Annotated in this window: 18 protein-coding genes and 4 pseudogenes; 5 read left to right on the top strand and 17 right to left on the bottom strand. The window is 59.7% G+C overall.

Annotated elements, in window-relative coordinates; all coding sequences use genetic code 11:
* Positions 1-5 precede the first annotated feature (5 nt).
* The 3 genes from PKO50_RS07920 to PKO50_RS07910 form a co-directional block, all read right to left on the bottom strand.
* Positions 6-794, bottom strand: coding sequence for an SDR family NAD(P)-dependent oxidoreductase (locus tag PKO50_RS07920; RefSeq protein ID WP_058490443.1), 789 nt, complete (start codon positions 792-794; stop codon positions 6-8).
* Between the two features lie 71 nt (positions 795-865).
* Positions 866-1,897, bottom strand: coding sequence for a hypothetical protein (locus PKO50_RS07915; protein WP_058490445.1), 1,032 nt, complete (start codon positions 1,895-1,897; stop codon positions 866-868).
* Between the two features lie 57 nt (positions 1,898-1,954).
* Positions 1,955-3,235: a cytochrome P450 gene (locus PKO50_RS07910; RefSeq protein ID WP_058490447.1), complete on the bottom strand. Its 1,281-nt coding sequence runs from the start codon at positions 3,233-3,235 to the stop codon at positions 1,955-1,957.
* Positions 3,236-3,496: 261 nt separating this feature from the next.
* Here PKO50_RS07910 and PKO50_RS07905 point away from each other — a divergent pair, with 261 nt between their 5' ends.
* The gene (locus PKO50_RS07905) at positions 3,497-4,132 is read left to right on the top strand and encodes a TetR/AcrR family transcriptional regulator (RefSeq protein WP_058490449.1); all 636 of its coding nucleotides are present in this window, start codon (positions 3,497-3,499) and stop codon (positions 4,130-4,132) included.
* 36 nt (positions 4,133-4,168) lie between these two features.
* On the opposite strand, the gene PKO50_RS07900 is transcribed toward PKO50_RS07905, so the two are convergent.
* From PKO50_RS07900 to PKO50_RS07865, 8 genes and pseudogenes are all read right to left on the bottom strand, one after another.
* Positions 4,169-5,785, bottom strand: a complete 1,617-nt coding sequence (locus PKO50_RS07900; RefSeq protein WP_058490451.1) for an NAD(P)/FAD-dependent oxidoreductase — start codon at positions 5,783-5,785, stop codon at positions 4,169-4,171.
* 466 nt (positions 5,786-6,251) lie between these two features.
* Positions 6,252-7,073: an SDR family oxidoreductase gene (locus tag PKO50_RS07895; protein ID WP_061562288.1), complete on the bottom strand. Its 822-nt coding sequence runs from the start codon at positions 7,071-7,073 to the stop codon at positions 6,252-6,254.
* Positions 7,074-7,109: 36 nt separating this feature from the next.
* Positions 7,110-7,928 carry an enoyl-CoA hydratase/isomerase family protein gene (locus PKO50_RS07890; protein ID WP_058490455.1) on the bottom strand — a complete coding sequence of 273 codons (819 nt, stop codon included), beginning with the start codon at positions 7,926-7,928 and terminating at the stop codon, positions 7,110-7,112.
* Positions 7,925-8,896, bottom strand: a complete 972-nt coding sequence (locus PKO50_RS07885) for a hypothetical protein (protein ID WP_058490457.1) — start codon at positions 8,894-8,896, stop codon at positions 7,925-7,927. The genes PKO50_RS07890 and PKO50_RS07885 overlap by 4 nt, the downstream gene beginning before the upstream one ends.
* A 72-nt stretch (positions 8,897-8,968) precedes the next feature.
* Positions 8,969-11,464 (bottom strand): MMPL family transporter, encoded by a 2,496-nt coding sequence (locus PKO50_RS07880; protein WP_058490463.1) that lies wholly within the window; start codon positions 11,462-11,464, stop codon positions 8,969-8,971.
* Entirely contained in the window at positions 11,421-12,653 is a 1,233-nt protein-coding gene (locus tag PKO50_RS07875; RefSeq protein WP_275629295.1) for a YCF48-related protein, read from the bottom strand. Before PKO50_RS07875 ends, PKO50_RS07880 begins: the two co-directional genes overlap by 44 nt.
* Before the next feature lie 103 nt (positions 12,654-12,756).
* Positions 12,757-14,123, bottom strand: a pseudogene (locus PKO50_RS07870) (DUF1329 domain-containing protein).
* Between the two features lie 24 nt (positions 14,124-14,147).
* A pseudogene (locus PKO50_RS07865) lies at positions 14,148-15,796 on the bottom strand (DUF1302 family protein).
* Between the two features lie 450 nt (positions 15,797-16,246).
* On the opposite strand from PKO50_RS07865, the gene PKO50_RS07860 reads away from it, so the two are divergent.
* From PKO50_RS07860 to PKO50_RS07850, 3 genes are read left to right on the top strand one after another with little or no spacing between them, the layout of a single operon-like run.
* On the top strand, positions 16,247-16,717 hold the full coding sequence (locus PKO50_RS07860; protein ID WP_275629294.1) for an SDR family NAD(P)-dependent oxidoreductase: 471 nt from the start codon (positions 16,247-16,249) through the stop codon (positions 16,715-16,717).
* A complete protein-coding gene (locus tag PKO50_RS07855; protein ID WP_275629293.1) occupies positions 16,714-17,088 on the top strand; it encodes an SDR family oxidoreductase in 375 nt (124 codons plus the stop codon). Before PKO50_RS07860 ends, PKO50_RS07855 begins: the two co-directional genes overlap by 4 nt.
* A 41-nt stretch (positions 17,089-17,129) precedes the next feature.
* Positions 17,130-17,678: a glutathione peroxidase gene (locus PKO50_RS07850; RefSeq protein WP_058490469.1), complete on the top strand. Its 549-nt coding sequence runs from the start codon at positions 17,130-17,132 to the stop codon at positions 17,676-17,678.
* 70 nt (positions 17,679-17,748) lie between these two features.
* Here the strand turns inward: PKO50_RS07850 and PKO50_RS07845 are convergent, their stop codons facing one another.
* On the bottom strand, positions 17,749-18,660 hold the full coding sequence (locus PKO50_RS07845) for a LysR family transcriptional regulator (RefSeq protein ID WP_058490471.1): 912 nt from the start codon (positions 18,658-18,660) through the stop codon (positions 17,749-17,751).
* A 161-nt stretch (positions 18,661-18,821) separates the two neighbouring features.
* Between PKO50_RS07845 and PKO50_RS07840 the strand changes: the two genes are divergently transcribed.
* The gene (locus PKO50_RS07840) at positions 18,822-19,739 is read left to right on the top strand and encodes a helix-turn-helix transcriptional regulator (RefSeq protein ID WP_116424776.1); all 918 of its coding nucleotides are present in this window, start codon (positions 18,822-18,824) and stop codon (positions 19,737-19,739) included.
* 86 nt (positions 19,740-19,825) lie between these two features.
* On the opposite strand, the pseudogene PKO50_RS07835 reads toward PKO50_RS07840, so the two are convergent.
* From PKO50_RS07835 to PKO50_RS34070, 5 genes and pseudogenes are all read right to left on the bottom strand, one after another.
* Positions 19,826-20,751 (bottom strand): annotated as a pseudogene (locus PKO50_RS07835) (zinc-binding dehydrogenase).
* Positions 20,752-20,881: 130 nt separating this feature from the next.
* On the bottom strand, positions 20,882-21,397 hold the full coding sequence (locus tag PKO50_RS07830; RefSeq protein ID WP_237143056.1) for an MFS transporter: 516 nt from the start codon (positions 21,395-21,397) through the stop codon (positions 20,882-20,884).
* Between the two features lie 33 nt (positions 21,398-21,430).
* On the bottom strand, positions 21,431-21,607 hold the full coding sequence (locus PKO50_RS07825; RefSeq protein ID WP_158546392.1) for a hypothetical protein: 177 nt from the start codon (positions 21,605-21,607) through the stop codon (positions 21,431-21,433).
* Positions 21,558-22,085, bottom strand: coding sequence for a hypothetical protein (locus tag PKO50_RS34075; protein ID WP_346770515.1), 528 nt, complete (start codon positions 22,083-22,085; stop codon positions 21,558-21,560). Before PKO50_RS34075 ends, PKO50_RS07825 begins: the two co-directional genes overlap by 50 nt.
* Before the next feature lie 113 nt (positions 22,086-22,198).
* Positions 22,199-22,717 (bottom strand): annotated as a pseudogene (locus PKO50_RS34070) (DUF1302 family protein); the annotation flags it as partial.
* Between the last annotated feature and the right edge of the window lie 59 nt (positions 22,718-22,776).

The raw sequence follows: 22,776 nt of genomic DNA, 5'->3' as shown, positions 1-22,776 counted from the left end.
CGGGCTCAATGCCCCTTGAGGATTTCTTCGACCTTGGGCATGGCCACCATAGTGGCGCCGCCGTCGACCAGCAGGGAGGTACCAGTGATATAGGAAGCGTCGTCGGAGGTCAGGAACAACGCAGCGGCGGCGATATCCGCCGACTGCCCCAAACGGGGCACAGGGAAGCGCTCGGCCAGGCGGTGCGGTAGCTCTTCCCCCAGGGACTCGAACATGTGATCGGTGCCTATCAGCCCCGGCTCGATCACGTTGACCAGAATGTTCAGTGCGCCGAACTCCACCGCCAGCCCACGGGCAAAGGCGTTCATGAACGCCTTGCTGGAACTGTACGGGATCAGCGTTGGCGTGTACTTGCGATTGGCCTCGCCAGAGGAGATGAATACGATCCGGCCCTTGTCCTGCGCCTTAGAAAGATGGGGTGCCGCATCCTTGGCCAGCCAGAACAGCGACTGGATATTGCTGCGCACCAAATGATCGAACGTCTCGTCCGTCATCTCGACGACCAACCCGGATGATGTATCCGCGGCACAATGGACAAGGATGTCCAGTGCGCCAAAATGCTCCACACCACCCTCAATCATGGTCTTGACCGACGAGCGGTCGGCAATGTCACCACCGACCAGGTGAGCCTCGCTGCCCAGTGCCGCGATCTGCGCGACGGTTTCCTCGCCATGGCGTGGCGTACGAGCAGACACTATCACCTTTGCCCCTTCGCTCGCGTACGCCAGCGCGATGGCTCGCCCCATGCCTCGCCCGGCACCGGTGACCAGCACCACCTTGTTCTTGAACCTCATCGGCTGTTTCCCCTGTTCTTGTACGGAACACTCCCGCGGAGCTTGGGCCGCACGGAGCTCGAGCGGCCAGATCAGATATCCCGGCCCGGCATGTTGCGCGCCGAACCGTTGCGCCGGTCGGACTCTCCCCAGCCTAGCCAGTGCGAAGGCTCTCGGGTGTCTCCGACACGGCGCCAGCGCCCCTCCTGCTGTGCGGTGATCGGGAAGCCACCGACAAAGTCGATCATTTCACCCCTGGTGTCGGGAAGAAACTCCCACTCCTCCTCACCTTCGAGCACAATTCGAGCCGACTCAAGGAAGTAGCTACCTTCCTTGTGCCGGGTTTGTCCTTCGATATCGGTGGTCACACGCACCTCACCTTTATCGTTGGTGAAGATCGCATAGCCCAGGTGATCGTGGCCAACCATGAAGGAACCGGCGTCCCAACTGCCGTCCTTGTAGACAGTGACAAACGACCACCAGAGCACGTGCTTGTTGTTATTGACTACAAGGTCCTTCTTGAAGTGGATTGCACCGCCCTCTGCCATGTAGAACTGGTCCAGCGCCATCGCCCCCTTCACCGGCCGTCCTTCGCAGATGCCGGCCAGTTCCCAGAGTTGGGACACATAGAAGGTGCCCCATTCCACTCCCGGCAGATACCACTGCAGGCCCGGGCCGAGCAGCCGTCCTTCCAGTTGGAACAGGCCGTCCTCGCGCCAGCTCAGGCGTTCACTGTTGGCCGTGATTTCCCAACCATTACCGGCCTCGCCGGGTTGGCTGGTCCAGCGCACGGTGTCGCCCTCCAGGGTCTGCACCGGCATCGGCGTCGACGCCTGGCGAGCCATCTTCTCGTGATCCATGCGCAGGTTGATACCGTCGACATGGTTGTTCAGGTAGAAGAACTTGGTCGGGTTCGGCGTACCGCCCGGCGCCATCAGCGAACGCACGAATGAATAGATGTTGCCCTCCTCGTCACGCACCGAGCCGAACGGCGAGGATTTGCTCAACTGCAAGCCGAAATAACCCCGGATACCACCCATCGAGGCACCGCTGACTTGATGCGGGCCGACCAGTTGCTGGAAACCAAAGTCACCACGCACGGGAATCGTCTTGAAAGTTCTCATGGGGATTCTCTCTTGTCGTAATTGTCGAGGGCACGCAAGGCAAAGGGGCAGCGAGGCTCAGTCCCAGATCACCGGGAGCGACGAGGCACCGCGTAACTGTGCACCCTCGATGACCGGCACCGACTTCGACGGATCCAGACGGATATTGGGGAACAGGTCGAGGATGGCGTTGATCGAGCAGTTGATCTCGACCTTGGCAATGAACTGACCAATGCACATATGCGGGCCAAAACCGAAGCCGAAGGAAGGCTTGAGCTTGCGGTCGATGTCAAACACGTCAGGGTTCTCGAAAGCGTCCTCGTCGCGGTTGGCGGAAACCACCATGCATTGAACGAAGGAGCCCTTGGGAATTTTCACCCCATGGAACTCCACGTCCTTTGCTGTCTCACGAACCTTGAAGGTCGCCACCGGCTCAAAGCGCGCGGTTTCGTCCATCAACTTGGGAACGAGTGAGCGATCTGCCTTCACCCGCTCCAGCAAGCCCGGAGTGGTGAGCAACAGGGCCATCACCGAGCTGAACATGCGCGTGGTGGTTTCACCAGCAGCGGGCAATAGCGAACGGGTGAAGGTGACTACCTCATGATCGTCCAGAGTGCGTCCTTCGAATTCGGCACGCAGCAGGCGGCCGACCACATCGTCGCCGTGGCTGCCCTCGGCACGCCGCTGCACCACGACGGCGTGGATAGCGTCGTAAAGTCCCTTTACTGCGATGCCGGCACGCTTACGCGCTTCGTCCATCTTCGCTGGGTCGATCTGATTGCCACCAACCATGGCCAGTGCCCAGGCAGCGTATTGCTTGTATTTCGACGGATCGTCTGTGGGGAACCCCATCAGCGCGTACATGATGCGAATCGGCAGCTCCAGGCCGAACTCCATCAGGTCGGCGCTCTTCTTCGATACCAGCGGCTCAAGAAACTCCCTGCGAATCACCTCGTCGATCTGTCCACGCCACTTGTTCACATTCTCCGGCATGAATGCCGGTTGCAGCAGGGCACGCACCTTTCGGTGCGGCTCGCCGTCCATGGCCAGGATCACCAGGCCGTCGAAGAAGGCGCCCAGGCCTTCGGCGATGAAGCCGTTGGTGAAGGTGCTCCCGTCGCGCAGCACCGCCAGCACGTCCTGATACTTAAACAGCGCGAAAGTTGGCCGGGTACCTTGCTGGATACCCGCATTGGTCGGCACCCCGAACTGAGTGATGAAGTCACCTTCGTAGATCGGTGACTTCAACCGCTGCTCTCGGCAAACGGCATGGATGTCCAGGTCGGTACCACGATAGGTTTCGGAGACTGCGGAGTAGTTTTCCTTGAGATCAAGGGCAGAAGCGCTATTAGTGCTCATGAGATTAAACACTCTAAATTGTTGTTGTCGAAGTCGACCGACGCCGGCACGGTGGCAGGCCATCAGCATCACGGGGTAAGGGTCCCGCTGCGATATTTCATTTGGAAACACCCCGGCTTGCTCGCCAGGCCGCAAGTAGCGGTATCCTTTCGGAATCACCGACTTGGGATACTAACGAGCTGCCTCTTTTCTGCGACTCGATTCGTTTTACCCAAGGTCAAACGAAGTACGTCAGCCCATCGCTGCCATAAGGAGCCCAGGGTGAAAACCGCGGTGCAGAATGAACCCGGAAAACGCAACACGATCCGCCGCCTGATCGAGGTAGCCCGCTTGGAATTCGCGAAGAAGGGTCTCACCGGCGTGCGCATGGAGGAGCTCGCCCGCGAAGCGGGGATCACCAAACAGTTGGTCTACCACTACTACGGCTCCAAGGAAGGTCTGTTCATCGCCGTGCTGGACGAATGCTCCGAGCGCGTCATGTCCGAGCTGGTGGAGTTGGATGTCGACTTACTACCACCGATGCAAGCCATGCAGGGAATGCTCAACCACTTTTTCGACCAGTATCGTCACGATCCGCTGCTCGGCGCACTAGCCCTGGAGGGCATCCACTACCACAACACCCACGAGACACCGCGCAACCGCTTCCTGGAGCTGACGCCAAGGCTGATAGACAAGCTCGACGGCATCCTGCGACGCGGCGCCGAGGCTGGGGACTTCAAGGCCGGGATCAACCCCCGGCTGTTTCTCGCCACCGCCGCGCTGGTTACTACCGGCTGGTTCACCAACCGCTATTCGATGTCGGCGCTGGCCGGCCTGGACACCACCTCAGAGGAAGGCATGACCACCTGGCGCCAACATTCTGCGGACTTCATCCTCGCCAGCATCGCCCTGCACTAGAACGACCGTGCCAGAGGACACCTACACGGCCATCGGCTACTTTCTTCCGACTTGCGCCAAGTAGCGCTTCACCCGGCCGGCCGCCAGCCGCCCGGCCATGCCGTTGACGCCACCGCCTGGGTGGATACCGGCGCTCCCCAAGTACAACCCTTCGACCGGGAGAGTCTCTCCACCGAGGCCATAGGCTGGCCGCATGGCACTGGAGCGCATGGACGTGGTGTCGATATGCACCACGCAACCGTTCACTGTATTCAAGCGTGCAGTGAAATCCGGCGCCGCCTCGATCCAGCGCCCAATTACATGCCCCTGAATACCCTCGACGTATTCGGACAGTTGTTCGACCACTTGGTCAGCCACTCGCTCCCTGAGCGCATCCCACCCTTCAAGAGGAGCGACCGGCATTACCGGCGGGTAGATATAGAGCACGTCCTGTCCCTCCGGCGACTGCGAAGGATCCACCGAGTTGGGAGCTACCATGGTGATGTAGGGCAGGCGCGGCACTTCTCCCCGGGCGCTAGAGGCGAAGTTCTCCAGTACCGCCTCTTCGGTACCTATCATCAGGCAGGCCTTGCGCAGGTCGACACCATCGCCTCTGGCAGCCTCGAAACGAGGTACTGCGATCTGTCCATCAAGTGCCAGGTCCACCTTAAGCGGCCCAGAGCCCCTGGCGTTGGCCGGTGCCATGGCGATACGGGTCAGCAGGTTGCGTGGCATTTCTCCGGCGCTGACCATTTCCAGCGCGACCTTGGGATGGCAGCCGGCAACAACCGCACGGGCCGTGAACTCACGTCCATCAGCTAACCGTACACCCCGAACCTTGCCCCGGCTGGCGAGGATTTCCTCGACACGGGCCAGGGTCAGGACCTGGCCACCAAGCTCCTCCAGGCGCGCGCGCATGGCGTTACTGAGCTGCTGCATGCCACCGATCACCCGACCAACACCGAAGCGATGGAGGAAACCCAGCAGGGCGTAATAGATGCCACCACCATCGGCACTGATGTCGCCGGCCAGGCCAGTGAGCGCACACATGGCAGAGATGGTCACCGGGTGCTCGAAGCGCTCCCGCGCGGCCTGGTGTGCCGAACCGGTCATCAGCGCCATCAGCTCGGGCTTGAGCTTGCGGTGTTTGAGTGCAGTACCTACGACCTTCAGCTTGGTCATGATGTTGGTCCGAGCCGGGTCGATCCGCATCATCGGCAAAGCGATGTCGAGGAACAGGTCGATGACCGCCATGAACTCAAGGAATGCCTCAGCGTCCCTGGTGCTGTAACGGCGGATTTCCGCGGCCGTCTTTTGACGATCACGCCAGAACACCAGCGAGGTGCCATCCGGGTGCAAGTACACGTAGCCCGGCGACAGCTCGATCGACTTGAACCCATGCCGTTCGAGCTGCAGCTCGTGGGGTACGTGGGCATGAACGCGCATGGACATCATATCCATCGCGCAAGGGTGTACGAGGTGTTGCGGCGCCTCGGGAATCAGGTAGCCCGATGAGGCCATTCCGCCAACCTTGTCCAGCGCCTCAAGCACCAACACCTTCTTGCCATCCATCCCTAGGTAGCAACCCGCCGACAGGCCGTTGGTACCACCACCCACGATAATTACATCGAAATCCGTGTTGTCATTTTTCATGGCTTGATTGTTCTTGTTCATCGCTGTTTTGAGTAAGTGCCTGGTGGCTCTGGCAATCTCTCACCAGACCACTACTACCTGCTTGGCAGAAGGCTAGGGTCCTGCCTTTCACCGGGAAGGCAACGCTAGCAACAACCAACCGGCAGTGGTTGGGCATCGTTTTACCGGCGGTCAAACAATTCTCCAGCGACTCTTGCGGCGCAAGGCACAGCCCTCGCCGATATCGACATCGGTGACCACGAATAAAAGTTTTCTAAAGGGAACGGTCGATGCGGGCGCAAGGGCATGACTATCGGCAGCTACAAGGGCTGCTCATCCAGGTGGCCAGCAAATTGCCAAGCTACAGCAGGTAGTGGCCAGTCGGGGGAATGCTTGGCGTCTCCGGGCACTGACGACCACACTTCTCGCCCGGGTCCATTCGGATTGGTGCGGATTGAGCTTCAGCACGCAGGCGTGAGGCCTGACCGCCCCTACCGGCCCGCTTCGCTCACATGCTATTGCGCCCCATCTGGTCGAACAGCTTGCGCACCGCTACCAGTGACGGAGTGTGGCTACTGAAGCCGCCATCGGCCACCACGGTACTGCCGGTGATGAACGAGGACTCGTCGGAGGCCAGGAAAGCCACCACGTCGGCGATCTGCCGAGGGGTGCCCAGCTCCGGCGTGCAGTGGTTGTCACGCATGATGTCCAGCAGGGCGTCAGGCAATGGGTGCTGCGGCGCAAGACCGATCTGTACAGCGTTGCCGCGAACCCCCTGCTTGCCGTACTGCGCAGCAACCAGCTTAGGCAGCATCAGCAGCGCCGCCTTGGAGGTGGCGTAGCCTGTCAGCGACATATCCCCCTGCACACCCAGACCGGAGGTGGCGAAAATAATCGAGCCGCCACCTTGCTCCAGCATCACCGGAACGACGTGTTTGGTGCATAGCACCGCTCCACGTAGGTTGACAGCGATGGCCCGGTCGAAAGCGTCCATGTCGAGATTAGCCAGGTCGCGATCGCGCTGTCGCTGCCCGGCATTGAGCACTGCAGCATTGTTATGCAGCACGTCAATGCGACCGAAATGCTCCTTGACCTGGCCAACCATGGCGTGGACGTCCTCTTCCGACGAGACATCGGTGCGGATGCCCAGCGCCTCGTGACCAGAAGATATCAAGGAGGCCGCCACTTCCGCGGCAGCCTCTCCATTGATGTCGACTACGGCAATGGAGGCCCCATGGGAGGCCAAAACCCGCGCGCATTCGGCCCCCAGTCCGCCACCGGAGCCAGTGACGATCGCAACGCGTCCAGATAGTTTTCCCATACTGGTCATAACCTTGTTCTCCACACTACTTTCAACTCATTCCCGTCATTCACCGGTGAAGCGCGGTACACGCCGCTCGGCAAACGCTAGCGCGGCCTCTCGGCGGTCCTTGGTTGGTGCCAGGAGCGCAAACAGATCTAATTCAAGATCCAGTCCGCGCTTGATGTCCAGCTCCAACGCAGCCCGCGCGGCCTGTTTGACGTAAGCAGAAGCGGCAGGCGGCTTGGTGGCTATCAACCGGGCGAGTGCCGCAACCTCATCAAGCCAGTTGGTCTCGTCGCTCGCCAGGCGGGTGATCAGACCAACCCGGCGGGCTTCATCCGCTCTAATCCGCTCACCAGTCAACAGGAGGTCCATGGCTAGCCCCGGAGCAACGACTCGCGCCAAGCGCTGGGTTCCGCCGCCACCGGGAATGAGGCCGAGCCCGGTTTCCGGTAGGGCAAATACCGCACTTGGCGCGGCGAAGCGGATATCGCAAGCCAGAGCCAGCTCCAGACCTCCCCCCATGCAGTAGCCATGGATGGCGGCTATCACTGGCTTGGAGATGCGGTCCAGGGACTCTATCCAGCGGGAATGCTCCATACGCTGACGAACCTGTATGGCCGACTCATCACCACGTTTTTCCTTGATGTCCGCACCGGCGCAAAAACCTCGGTCACCCTCGCCGCGAATTAGGATGACCCGCACCTGCGGGTCGGTCTCCAGCTGCGCCAAAGCCTTCGGCACGCCGATGCGGATATCGTCATTAATAGCGTTGATCTGTCCGGGCCGGGTCAGCACGATCCAACCCAGGGTGGAATCGCGCTCGATGCGAACAGCTCCATTGATCACCAGCGGATCCAATACCTCCGAACTGGAAGTCATACAAGCACCTCCTCGAACTCGAACACCTGGCCGTCCAGTTCCTTCGGGTCGACCTTGATCAGTGGCCGACCACCAACAGCTTCGCTCGACTCGATCCACTGGAAGGCAGTCCCCCGCGCGCGCAACTCCTCAGCCTTCGCAGCCAAGTCGTTGACACCAATGCGGATGTAGTACGGGCCCGGGCCCCAGTTGTTCAAATAGTGACCGGCATCGGTGTTCCAGTGGGTCGCTTCGAGCACATCGAGAGTCGCGCTGTTGGCCACAGTAAAGCCCATGCGCGCTCGGCGATAACCTTCCTCACGCAGTTGCTCCACCGGACCGCTGGGCTCCCAGTCAAGATTGGCGGACACCTTGCGCAAGGTCTCGTCCAGATCACGCACCAGGAAGCCGCGGGCAGTCACCCGCACCATACCGCCGGGCGCCAGGTCACGGGGCTGCACCGGCGGCAGCGCGTAGGTTTCCGCCGGCATCTGCAGCGGCTCGGTCTCCATGATCTCGATGCATAGGCCTCCGTCGACCGAAGGCTGGTAATACGGCTGCTCCGGCGTGGCACCGAGCCATAGGCGATCAAACGGCATCTCCGGCGTGCGCTGCGCCATGCGGAACGGCAGGCGGCGGCGCATCAACTTATCTACCAGCACAGAGAACTTCTCGCGGTGCAGGGCCAGGACAATGGAGTGGGTCATCATCGGCCGATGATGCCCCTGATAGTCCTTGAGGCTTTCTAGGAAATCGTGGAACAACGGGTCTCCGGGGTTCGGCTTGTCGAGGTGCCACTGCGGCTCGATGCGCGTAGGCGCCACCGCCAAGGATTTGTGCACCCGCAGGAAATGCGCGATGTAGGGGTGGTTATCGAACGCCTGCCGCCAGCGCTCATGCTTATAGACACCGAGCTTGTCCACTAGCTTCTCGGTCATCCCGTCGGGGTCCGGCACCATCATGTCGGCGCTCATCAACAATTCGAACATGCAACTTTCCTCTAGTCGTCGGCCAGGCGCGGAGACATACCACCGAGCATCCGCCCCTGTAGGCCGGGTTGATCAATGGGCGGTAGCAACGTGGACGTTTACGTCCGTGCCTTTCCCGAGAGGGCCGGGCACAGTGTTGCCAGCCATCAAGGGTTCTGCGGGACGAGCTTTCGGGTTGAGCAGGAAATGGGACAGGGCCGGTATGAGCACAAGAGCGCCGAGCATGTTCCAGAGGAACATGAAGGTCAGCAGGATGCCCATGTCGGCCTGGAACTTGATGGGTGACCAGGCCCAGGTAACGACGCCCGCCGCCATAGTCAAACCGATCAGGGCTACCACTCTGCCAGTGAAGTCTAGGGAGCGCCGATAAGCCACAGTCAGGCTGCCACCACGCTCCTGCACCGCCAACTGCACGCTGAGCAGGTACAGGGCATAGTCGACGCCGACGCCGACGCCGACGGCGATGACCGGCAAGGTCGCCACCTTCAAGCCAATACCCAGCCACACCATCAGGGCCTTGCAGATGATGGTTGTCATCAGCAACGGAATCAGCGCTACCAGCGTGGCACGCCAGCTACGGAAAGTGAGCAGGCAAAGTAATGCTGTGGCGCCATACACCGCCAGGTACATGGTGACGATACCCCGCTCCACCTCGATGTTTGTAGCAGCCTCGATACCGGCGTTACCGGCGGCAAGGAGGAACTCGACCGGTTGCTCTCCGGTACTGATGTTGTTCTGCCTGGCGAACTCCTCAGCAACCCGCAGCACGCGGTTGAGCGTGTCGGCCTTGTGATCGGCCAGATAGGCAATCAGCGGTGTGATCGAGCACTTCTGGTTGGTGATCCCCGGCGAGGAGATCATCGCCGAGTCTACCGAGGAATTAGTGATCGCCTGGTCACGACTGATGGTCAGCCACTTGCCGCTGCCTTCGGCCATGCCCGCAGTGAAGAAACGCACAGTCTCGGCCAGCGAACTGGTGGTCTGCACGCCCTCGGTCTGACGCAATTGCCAGGCCAGCCGGTCCATAGTCTGCAACGGCTGATAGAGGCGGCAGTTGTCCTCGTTGGTCTTCATGATCACCACGAACTGGTCGCTGGACAGGCCATAGTTGGCGGTGATGAACGCGTTGTCCTGATTGTAGCGCGAGTCAGCGCGCAACTCCGGCGCCCCAGGGTCAAGGTCACCGACCTTGAGATGAAGCATTACCACACTGCATGCAGCGGTAACGATAACGGACAGGGCGATCACCCCTATCGACCAGGGACGTTCGGTGAAGCGGTCAAGACCGTGCCAGATATGGCCGAGGAAACCGCGGTTGGCTTCCCCGGCGCGATCCTTCTCGATGGCGATCCGCGCGGCCTTCTGACTGACCCCGAGATAGGACAGCGCTACGGGGATCAGCAGCAGTTTGGTGAAGATCAGCACAGCCACACCGATACTGGTGGTCAAGGCCAAGTCGCGGATCACCGGGATATCGATGATCACCAGGACGGCGAAGCCGACGATATTACACAGCAACGCTGTCAACCCGGTCAGGAACAAACGGCGGAAGGTGTAGCGGGCAGCAATGTACTTGTGTGTACCACGCCCGATGTCCTGGAGAATGCCGTTCATCTTCTGCGTGCCATGGGAAATCCCGATGGCGAAGATCAGAAACGGCACCAGGATCGAGTAGGGATCCAGTTCGTAGCCGAGTAGCTCCATCAGGCCGAGCAGCCAGATTACGCCAGCCACGGCGATGCCAACCAACAGCAAAGTGCTGCGCAGGCAGCGGGTATAGAAGTAGACGAAGACTGCGGCGATGATCACCGACGCGCCGAAGAACAGCATTACCGCGTAGAGACCATCGATCAGATCACCGACCAGCTTGCTGAAACCAACGATATGGATACCAACCGAGTCGTTCTCCATCGACCGTAGTTGGGTCTCCAACTGGCGGGAGAACTCGCGGTAGTTCAGCGGCTGGCCAGTCTGGGGATTGGTCTCCAAGAGGGGGGCGACGATCATGCTGGAGCGACTGTCGTTGGCCACCAAACTTCCCAGAATGCCTGCGCGCGCGATATTGCGCCGAAGCTTGTTAATGGACGCCTGGCTACCGTTGTAATCGGCGGGCATCACCGCACCACCGTCGATGCCTTCCTCGGTAACCTCCTTCCAGCGCACGATCGGCATCCACAGAGACTTCATCCAAGAACGATCGACCCCGGGAATCAGGTACAGGGTGTCATTCACCTTCTGCAGCGCGGTCAAGTAGTCATGGTCATAGATGTCTCCCTTCTTGTTCTCCACCACGATCCGCACGCTGTTACCGAGCCCAGGCAACTCGCTCTTGTAGGCAAGATAATTCTTGATATACGGGCTGGCGCTAGGAATCATCTTTTCGAAGCTGGCGTTAACCTGCAATCGAGTCGCATGGAAGCCCAGTACCAGGGTGGCAACAAGGCATGCCAGCAACACCAAGATGCGATTGTTGAAGATCACTCGCTCGAGAAACCCGCCGGAGGTCATGTCGAAGTCCCGAAGGTCAGGGATCACCGGCATTCCACTGTTGTATTTCTGCTCGACCATTTCTACGTTCTCTCTGGAGGGGAGCCGCAGGCTCATTCCGCTGTGGCGATCTGCACGACCCGTGCGCCGGCGTAGGTAGCCACAAGCAAGCGGCCATCTCGGCCAGTTCGGCTCGCCGCATAAACTTCGCTGGAGCGTACCGGCTCAAGGGCCCGTACCAGCAATGAACTCGGGCCAGTACCGCCAGTTGCCCGCTCTGGCTGACCAGCACCAGCGAACCAGCCTCATCAACCAACCCCACCACACTACTGTCCAACCCGGTTTCGACCTTGCGCCAGTCCCGGCCATCATCCTGGCTCGCATACAAGTTGCCGCGCAGGCCATAGGCAAGCAGAAGACCGTCACGAGCGGCGATACCAAAGAAGGTACCGCCATAGGGCGTCTCAACCTTGACGAAATGCTGCGACTCGGGGTTCAGGCGCAGCAGCAGTCCCTGCTCGCCACAGGCGTAGAACTGACCATGGTCCTGGGCGAGTCCATAGAGGTGCATACGCCGCTCGTTATCCGAGCGCTCAATCCAGGGCTCCCAAGTGGCGCCGGCATCCGTGCTGTGCAGCATCAGGCCGAAAGCGCCCACTACAAAGCCATTACCCTTGTCATCGAAGGCAACATCGAGCAACGGCGTGGGCAAGACATCCGACGTTGCCGAGGTTTTCATTGCCAGGTCGATTTCACGCAACAGGTCGCCAGCCTGCTGATCTCCAGCTTTCTCTGCTCGCGAGTAGTGCTCGCGCAGGAGCACCAGTACCTGCCTTCCATCCAGGCGTATCTGCCAACTCCGGCCGCCATCGCCACTGTGCAATAGCAAAGCGTCGTGGCCGACGATCCAGCCATTCTTCGTATCGGTGAAGCGTACTTGCACCAGATCGCTGGAAACCGGACTGGGAACCTGGCTCCAATTCTGGCCATTGTCTTCCGAGCGTAGGATCACACCATGTGGACCGACACCGAGCAGTGCCTCGCCAGAGTGGGTCACAGCAACAATTGGAGGGCGTATATGAGGACTTACCTTCGGAGCAGGCTTGCTCAGGACGTCATTCCCGACAATCGTCGCCGCGCCAGCGAACAACGGGGCGAACAGCAACAGAGGAGTCGAAGCCACAGCCAACAACACCTGCCGGCGAACTTGCCATCTGCCAGTCAGCAGGCAGTGCATCGAATGGATCAGGTCACGGCAAGGGCTTGTCATTGTTATTTTCCTCAACCACCGGGCGCGTCCGGCCAAAGCAAGCACACCGACGCGCCCATTTCTTGTCATCTGCCCACGCAAGCAATGTCGCGCGGGCTCACAGTCAACGCTGGGTGACGCGGGAGACGATCGCCTCCGGGTTCATCTGACGCTCCGAATAGGGCTCGTCAGTGAAGCGATAACCACCTTTCAGCGCATCGTTCAACAGTGCCCACATCCCCTTGTTGAAGTCGTACACGACGTTCTTCACGTTGTAAGGGATGTTCTTGTCGTAAATCTGCACGCCGCTGAGGAAGATCGCCCGGTACAGCGCACCGCTCTTGTCCCAGGCGTCGTACAGGCCGATGCCGAAGGTGTCTTCATCGAGGTAGTAGGTCCGTTTGCTGTAGACGTGGCGCATGCCAGGCTTGAGAGTTGCCTCGACCACCCAGACACGGTGCAGTTCCCAACGCTCGCAGGCAGGATTGGCGTGGTTCTTGAGGAATTGCTCGTCCTGCTTGCAATCGAAGTAGAACTTGTACGCGTTATAGGGAATGTACATTTCCTTGCGGCCTACCAGCTTGTAGTCGAAGCGGTCCTGGCTGCCGGAAAACATCTGCAGTTCGTCGAACAGAGTTACCCCGCCCTGGCTGGCAACGGGGGTGTCGAAGTTGAACTCAGGAGCCAGCTTGACCCGGCGCTGCCCTGGGGTGTAGCTGAAGGAACGACGTGGCTTGGCTTCCGGGTCGAGGTAATCGTTGAGGACGATCACCTCCCCCGCCCGCCGCGCCGGGAAGTTGTTCAGCGAGAACACCCTGGCGTACATCATCGGATCACGATCGGTCTGGCTGGTCTGGTAGAACGGCGTTTCCTCGAAGGTCGCCTGCTCGGCAGTCTTGGTCACCTGGCCATTGGTATCGATCACCCAACTGTTGGAAGAACTGGTAGTGGAATAGCCCGGACCGATCTTGTAGCGCAGCTGCTGGTTCCACATCACCTCGTTGCCGTTTTTCGGGATAGGGAACGGCAGGCCGCCACGACAGGCGGGGTCGACCGCTAGGCCATCCTTTTGCACCTGGCAACCAGTGGCATTGCGTAGCGTCGCGTTGACCACGGCGTCGGGATAGGCGGTTGTCCGATGACTCGGGTAGACGTCCATGTACCAGGTCTCGGGATTGCGCTTGAGGAGGGCCTTTTGCCCCTCGCTGAGCTTGTCTGCGTATTTGTCGGCATTCGCAGCGGTGATGCGGAACAGGGGCTTCTCATCCTTGAAGGGATCGACCCAGAATCCGCTGTCCGGCTGGAACCCTGGCGGGGCCTTCTTCAGGCCACCCTCATAGGCAGGGATGGTACCATCGGCATTACCAGCTTTGATCGCCCCCAGGGCGTCAGGTCCTTGCCGAGTTCGGCGGCCTCCTGCTGGCTCACGGCAGCCAGTACCGGCAAAGAGAGTCCACCCAAGGCAAGGGCTAAGGCGAGTCGAAGTTTCATGACCAGTCTCCGTTCTTGGAATTATTAAAAGGAGGTTTTGTAGGTGAAGACCAACCAACCACGGTCGGTACCGCCAACGTTACCGTTGCCATTGACCATCCGCTCTCCATTGGCATTCAGGGAATTCTTCTCCTGCGCGGATACGTCGGCGTAGCGCAGGCTGAATTCGTGTTCCTGACGGTAGGTCATCTTCGCACCGACCGACCAGGAAAGCGCGCCCTCGCTACCACCACCGGCGCTGGCAGCATTACCGTGCAGGCCATAGTTAATGGTCAGCGGCACATCAAGAGTCCATGACGGCAGGATCTCGACATATTGCGGGGTGTAGTTCACCGCCACGGCGTAGTAGTCACGGGTAGAGCAGCCATCGGATTTGTCACCCTTGCCGCCGGTTTGGACATCCACGCAGTTGTAGCCTTCGCCTTTGTAAAGCTCCTTGTGCTCCGTCACCTTGTCCAGATGGCTGTAGGCGAACTCAGTGACCAGCGTTGCGTTATCGGCGATGAAGTTGCGCGGTACGCCGTACACGGCGTTGGCCACGAAGTGGATGGTGTCACCACGTGGCCCCTCATCGTCCAGCAAGCTGACGCCAGTAGCATTGAGCGCCCCATCCTTGCGATAGGACAGTTCTGCACCTACTGCGGCGCTGCCAATGGCCCGGGAAGCGCTGACGCCCACCAGCTTGACGTCACGCGGATAAACCAGTCGGTATTGGCGATGGGCAGCATCAACCTGTGGCGATAGCCAGGGTTGGTAGTCGTCGAATTGGCGATAATAAGCACCAAAGGTAGTTTCGATAGCCTCGACATTTAGCTTGGCCATCACTCCCCAGTTCTCACCATCGCGCCCACGCTTAGAAGACGCATGATTGAGGTTGAAGCCTGGAGCCGCAGGCAACCTATCAGGGCCTTCGAAGAAGGGATCTGCTGCGCCGAAGTAAGTTCCACCATAAGGGAAGCGGGTATTGTCCCACTCGTAGAAGTACTGACCGGCAATGGAAAGGTTGTCGGTGACCTGGGCTTTCGCGGAAATCTGCCCGATCGGCAGGAAGACTTCCTTGGTCTCGATACCGGGGCTAACTACTGCCTTCATACCATCGGTTGGTGCCTGGGAGTAGGACACAGCATGGGCACCGAACAGCAGCCCCTCCCCCAGTAATTGGTGTGCCGGCCGACCTTTACGTTGATGGGCGTCTGCCCCAGCTGGAAGTTGCTCCACACAAAGGCATCGAGGATTTCACCGGAGGGTCCGAGCGCATAGCGCTTGGTTTCGGAACTGTAGCGATCCCGGTTGTAACTGGTCGAATAGCCCGGGACGTTACTCTTCACATCAGTATCGTGGTAGGCATCGTCGTACCAGGCCGCGGCGCTCAGGCGTGCGCCGTACTGATCGCGGAAGGAGAGGTCAAGTTCACTGAGCAAATCCAGGCGATTGGTGACGACATCGCCCTTGTCGAATTTGCCGTCGGACTCGTCGTAGTTCGGGTTGTTCATGATCTTGTGGTCCTGACCCTCGGTCCGAACCCCGAGGTTGTACCGCACAGTGTTGTCCCATCGCAGCCGTAGGTCGGGATTGCCGACATCGATGTCCATCGCCATCACACCACCGACCTGCCCCATGACAGCCAGGGCCAGACCACTGAGAACGAGGGACTTGCGCCCAGACCTCTTCATTGCCATCGCGTTCATCTCAGATCCTTTTATTTTTATTTTCAAACACTTAGGAGCAGAATCGTACTAATACTCCCATCGGCCTCGCCTGGGGCCCCTTGGCAATTTATGCACACCAATCGCAGAAACGTTCCATCAAACCTATCAGCACCCTAGCCGATCAGCGCAAATAATTCCATATGCAGATTTCAATTCTATATTCAGAATCACGTGCACAGACTGAGGTCCCTGCTTAGAGGCGCCCCACGCTCCCGGAATGCGCGCAGTTTGGCCCCATACGGGACCTTCACAGACACCGGGTCAGGCAGAATGCGAGAGGCGAATCAAAAATAAACACAAACATATTTTTTGTTCAATATTTTCTTTAAAAAACCCGCTCTCTGGGATTTAATGCGGCGCAACAGGCCGGCATCCATCGGATACCCCCGGCCATCGGCCACAGCAGGAGGCTCCATGCACATCGATCTCAGAGGTAAACGAGTCATCATAACCGGCGCGTCACGAGGCATTGGCAAGGCAATCGCCCAGGCATTTGCCAACGAAGGCGCGAAAGTGGCTATTTGCGCCCGTACCCTGGAAGCTGTGACGACCGCTGGCCAGGAACTGGAAAGCACCGCGCAGGCAGTCATTGCTCGTGCCGTCGATGTCACCAATACAACAGGGGTCAAAGCATTTGTCACCGAGGTCGCCGAGACCTGGGGTGGCGTGGACGTCCTGGTCAACAATGCAGGTCAGGGCAAGGGCGGCAACCTGGACACCCTGACACCAGAGGCCATTCTCGAACACGCCAATATCCTGCAGCTGGGTCACTATCGTTTCGTCCAGGCAGTGGTTCCATACATGCGTGCTCAACGCTGGGGACGGATCATAGAAATCAACGCTCTCGCGGGAGCGTGCCCACCCCGGACGGCATCCCCTCGGTGATCAACCGAGCCTCCTGCATCGCCCTCTCGCGCTCATTAGGCATGTCCCTGGCGCAAGACAACATCCTCGTCAACAGTCTGAACATGGGCTGGATCGACACCGGGCAGTGGGAGCGCCATTACAAAGAGATGCCGCCCGGCGTAAGCCGCGAGGAGTTCAACGAGATGGTGCTCAAGGTGGTTCCACTCGGTCGCTTCGGCAAGCCCGAGGACGTCGCCGGCATGGCTCTGTTCCTGGCCAGCGAGTACGCTTCGTTCATCAGCGCCGCGTCCATTGACATCAGCGGTGGCATGGGTGGGCAGATAGCCTATTTCCCTACCCTCAAACGCGATTTCGTCGAAACAGCCCGGAAGCGCAACGAACAAGCCTGAAAGAGTCGACTCCCCGTCCCAAACGAAAGGAGCAGAACAACATGACCCAGACGATCTACGACATCCCACTCAAGAGCATCGAAGGCGATGCCCTGACGCTCGAGCGCTTCAAGGGCAAGGTACTTCTGGTGGTGAACGTTGCTTCGAAGTGCGGGCTCACCCCCCAGTATGCCGGTCTGGAAAAGCTCTACGAGGACAAGGGGCCGGCCGGGCTCGAGATCCTGGGCTTCCCAGCCAATGACTTCAGGGAACAAGAGCCCGGCAGCGACGAGGAAATCAAGGCATTCTGCGAACTGAACTACGCCGTCCGGTTCCCCCTGTTCTCCAAGATCGCGGTGACCGGCGAATACCGCCATCCCCTGTACCGACTGCTGACGGAGGCGCAACCACACACCGTAGGCGAAGGTCCGATGCGCGAACGCCTCAAAGGCTATGGCATAGAAGCGGGACCGATTCCCGCGGTACTGTGGAACTTCGAGAAGTTCCTGGTCAGCCGTGACGGACAGGTGGTTGGCCGCTTCGCCCCGGATGTGGCGACGGACGATTCGCGTCTACTTCAGGCCATCGAAATCGAACTGGACAAGCACTAGAAACCGCCCCTGATCTCATCGAGCCGGGGTGGGCTGTGCATTCCCTCTCGGCCGATGCCTATCAGCGCGTTTAGGAAGCACATGCCATGATCAGGAACTGCCGGAATGCCTGGGCGGGCTCCGGTAGGTCGGCGTCGGGACGCCAAACCAATCCGAGTTCCATGGGCGGAATGGCATCGGCCAATGGACGTGCCTCGATTTTCTTGCCCTCCAGGGACCAGGCGCGATAAAGCATGTCGGACAGGATGGCGACGCCAAAACCGTGCGCCACCAGACCACGCAGAGCTTCCATCGAAGAGGTACGGAACGCCACCTGTGGCGCTAGCCCCTGCGCCTCCCAGTAACGGTTAGTGGAGACGTCACCCTCGTCCACTGTTGCCAGAATATAGGCGTGCCCGGCGACATCCTCGAGAGTGACCGAGCTCGCCGTCATTAGAGGATGCTGACTAGCAAGCCAGAGCTGGCGCCGAGAACGGATCAGTACATGATGCTCGAAGCGAGACAGGTCCTGACTATTGGAGGTGATCACCAAACCCAGGTCAAGGCAACCGTCGGCCACTGCAGCCTCGATGCTCGAACGGTCCATGTCAATGAGGTCGATTTCCACCTGAGGGTAACTGCGTTTGAAACGCGCCAGAAGTGCCGGTAGGAAGTAGCCGAGCACCGTGTAAGACGCACCGACCCTCACGACTCCCTGCATCGAATGACCGAGTAACAGCGGCTCACTAAGGGCATCCTGCAGGGTATCCAGAATATGTCGGGCATGCAGGGCAAACTTGTGCCCCTCGGCAGTCAGTGCCACTCCATAAGGTAAGCGCTCGAACAGACTAGCCCCCAACGTTTCCTCAAGCTGCAGGACGGCCGCAGTGATTGCCGATTGCGACACATGCACCTTGAGTGCGGCCTGGGAGAACTGGCCGGCGTCAGCTGCCGCTACAAAGTAACGGAGTTGCCGCATGGAAATGTCCTTACCTCTCGCCATCTGCTTTTCCGATACCTGCCTCTTATTTTTATGAATCGCCTTCGTGATCTCCCTGGGTAGACTCGGGCTTAGACGAAAGCACCACCGAGCGAGCCTGCGCTCGGTGCTCCTGCGACCGTTCGCATTTCAGCGCCAATAACAAGAATTGCTGAAGGTTGAAGATGAACGCGATCAATTACTGCGAGTACGAATCCGAGCAATCGGGGGCTTTCGTGACAGAAGCATCGCTTTGCAAGAAAGGCTTTGACGTGCGCCAGGAACATGCCTTCTGGCCTAGCGCCGGAACTGCACTGATCGAGACCCGCAAGGGCTGTCTGATACGCATGCTACTCACCCCTTCGGGCTTCGGGTGCAACGAAAAAGCGCACAACCTCGGTAGCTTCCGCGGCCACATTCAGCACGAATTCAAACCACTCGGCCAACTTCTATTCATTCCCCATGGTACCGAGTTCCATCTCAAACATGACGCCTGCCAGCAAAAAGCCGTGATCTGCCTATTCGATCCGGCAGACCTCGGTGACCTGGCAGCCTACCGTTGGGATTGGGCAGGCCGCACCGACGAGAACATGCTCGACCTACAGAGTCACTACCTGCAAAGCACACTGCAACGCCTGGCCGAAGAAGTTGTCGCACCGGGCTTCGCCAGTGAGCTGCATACCGAATGCTTGCTAACCAGCATCGCCTTGGATCTGCGCCGGGAGTTCCTAGGCAGCCATCGCGACGATGAGGCATGCGGCAAACTAACGCCCCGTCAGCTGAAACTACTACGTGAAATGCTAGAGTATGGATCTGCCGAGGACGCTTCCTTGCATCGCCTAGCAGATGCCTGCTCACTGCCAGTGAGAAAGCTATCGGCGTATTTCAAGCACACCACCGGCAAGACTCTACGCTGTTACGCGGCGGAAATCCGTATCCGCAAAGCCATGGTGCTGCTAGCCGACAGGCATCTGCTGATCAAGCAGGTCGCCCATGGTGCCGGTTTCCAGAATGCTGCTGCTTTCACCGCAGCCTTTCGCAAGGAGGTTGGAATGACACCAGAGGAATTCCGTCATCAGCGCAGCAATTACAGTCCCTCTTAGCGGACCAGCAGTACATTCCGCTCCGCACCCCGGCAAGCATTAGACTTCTTAACCGCCGGGATGCAGGCCGCGGGCTCCCAAGCGACTCAGCGTTTGATGCTTGCAGTGATCTTCGCGTGCGGGCCGGCCACTTGTGCAGCCCAGGCCTCGGTGGCCTGGTCCAGGGTGTAGTCCATATAGTCGATCCAAATATTCTGTTCCTTGGCAATCTTCAGAAGACGCCGCCAGATCTGCTCGCGCTCAGCCGGTGGACGCTGACCGGTGCCGATACAAGACAACGAGCGGAACAGCAGGTCGGCAATGTCCAGGTTGACTTGCCGCCCCGCCCCGGTACCGATAGTCATGATCCGCGCTCCCCAGTTGGTGGCCTTCAGGGCGGTGAGCATCGGTTGGCCACAGACCAGATCGAGGACCACGTCGAACCCACCGTCGGCGGCGTCCTTTAGGGCGGCCACGTCGTCCGCTCCCCCAAAGTCACCACCTCATCAGCGATACCACGCGTTTTCAGGCCCAACAGGGCTTGCTCCGCGCGTGCGGCACCCACCACCTTACCCGCCCCCATACCACGAGCCAGTTGTAGAGCTATTTGGCCGAGGGTACCAGTGGCACCAAGGATGAGCACCTTCTCGCCCTTCTGGATCTCGGCTTTCTCCAACGGCACTATGGCCCCGGTAGCGGCGATGCCCATACTGATGGCGGTCTTGTCGTCGACGTCATCCGGTACCTCCCACACCTCGGGAGCAGGTACCAGGGTACGCTCGGCCCAGGCACCAAACGGCGCTACCGAGCGCTCACCAAAATACACGCGGCGGCCATCGGTGGTGTGCCCCACACCCTCTCCACGGATCACGCAGGGGTACTCCACCCCTAGGCGATAGGCACCGAGCACATCCCAGCCGCCGAGACCGGCAGTGTCGACGTCGATCAGGACCGCACCGTCCTGCAGCTCGGGTTCACAGAAATCGCCCACCAGCGGCGGAACATTGCGTTCGGAAATCACAGCAGCGCGCATACAGCCTCCTTCTTATTTTTTCTACACGATTTCAGAAGCCAATTAATTGAGCACATTTTAATAATTTGTCCAGAAAATTATCCATGCACTACCGCCGACTCCTGCCTGAAGCGCGGATACACCCCCAGCGTCAGCAGCAATAACGGGCCGACCAGAAAGCAGACGAAGCAGAAGCCAAACCGATTGCGGCAAGACCGGAGCCGCTGAGGATGATTGCCAGGGCAAGCCCGCGATTTTCTTCGAACCATAGATTGACCAGATGCGACCAAGTGATCTGCAAGGTACCCAGCCCGGCTAGCGGCACTAGGAAGAACCCCAAGTAGAGCGTCCAGATAAAACCACCGATGCGCGCTAGCGTGCAGACACTCAGGGCTAGCGCGACCAGCGAAACCAGCGTGACGGCGCGCAGGTCATAGCGCAGGTTGAGCCAGCCGGCCAGTTGCACGCCGACGATGGTGCCCAGTGACAGGGCAGTGATCGCCGCCTGCAGGTCAGTGCGCGCCCACCCCATGGCCCGTTCCAGCGGTATAACCATGGCGCCAAAGCTGTACAGCAGCAGCGAACTAGAGCTTGTCGCCACTCCGACGACTACCAGAATTATCACGTGCCAGCCCCGCTTTAATTCCGCGTTGTTGAAACCTTTCATGAGCAGGCCTCGTTCACTCTCGTGGTAAGTGTGTCAGTCGTTGCCGATGAAAACCGCGGCCTCGGCACTCTTGGCGATCACGTGCTCGCGTCGCACCCGGCCCGGCGCCTGCCCGGAGCCAGTAATGTCGACGTATTGGGGATGGACCAGGGTCGGACCGTTAGGCAGCTCCTGCAGAGCCAAGGCGACAATGTCTTCGGCCTGGGGCAAGGGCATGTCCAGTGCATTGGGGATGTTCAGGTGTCACCACGGCCTCCCGCGTTGTCGGCCATACTGAAGTTGCTCGATACCAGCGGGGCGTTTTGCCGATAGGAAAGGTCGACACCAACCGACCCGCCACCTTATACCGGTCCCACCGACCACCCCAGGCCGTAAAGTCGAACGTCCCTGGCGTAGACGTAGCGTGCGAAGTCACTGCCGACCTGCAGCCCCCACGGGTTGTAGTCGTCGAACCGGCGGTAGAACAGACTGAGGTCCGAGTGCAGGAAATCCAGGCTATAGGTGCCCATCCCCCCCAGTTGCTGCGGTTTCGCGGCGTCACCGGATCGTTGATCGGTCGGGCGACGCCGGTGAACAACGGCATCCGGTCAGGGCCCTCAAGAGCGACGCCGGCAGAAGCGAGATAGGTGCCACTCTCCGGCGCGCGGGTCGACTCCCACTCGAGGAAATACTGGGCGGCGACGGACAGGTTCTCGGTGAACTGGGCCTGGGCGGATAACTGCCCAGGGGCAGAAATATCTCGCGTGTCTCGGTCCCCGGGCTGCTAACCGCCTTGCGTCCATCCAACGGGGCCTGCGAATAGGACACTGCATGGCCGGCGATCAGCACCCCATTGCCCCAATACACCGTATGACGACCTGCACGTACGCTGATCGGTACGTCGCCGAGGTTGAAGCGGGTGAAGGCAAAAGCATCAAGCAGCTCGCCGCTCAAGCCTCGGTGATAGCGCTTTGTGAATCCGGAGCAGTGCCTGCCGCTGTAACTGGAGGTACTCGAGCCAGCCCCCGCGCCGGCGTAGTAGACGTTACCGGAGGCCGTCTCGACATCCGTATCGGCATAGGCCTGGTCATACCAGGCTGCACCGCTGACGCGGAAGCCATGGTACTCCCGGCAGGTCAGTTCGAATTCGCTCATCAGGTCAACGCGGTTGGTCACCACGCCCCCACGATCAAACTTCGAATCGGACTCATCGTAGGTGGCGTTATTGGCCAGGGCACTATCACGCCCTTCAGTCCGGACCCCAAGGTTGTAGCGCAGAGTATTGTCCCTGCGCAGCTTCAGGTCCGGGTTGGCAGTTTCGAACTCCTGCGCCTGGACCATGCCCCCACACGCCAGAGCCGCCAGCATACCCAGCAGCAAATGGCCCCAGATCAGGTTGG

Origin of the sequence: Pseudomonas sp. 273 (assembly GCF_029201425.1) — a bacterium.
Classification (GTDB): Bacteria; Pseudomonadota; Gammaproteobacteria; order Pseudomonadales; family Pseudomonadaceae; genus Pseudomonas; species Pseudomonas delhiensis.
Note: the sequence above shows the minus strand (reverse complement) of the source record. Positions and strands in the feature narration are given on the sequence as shown.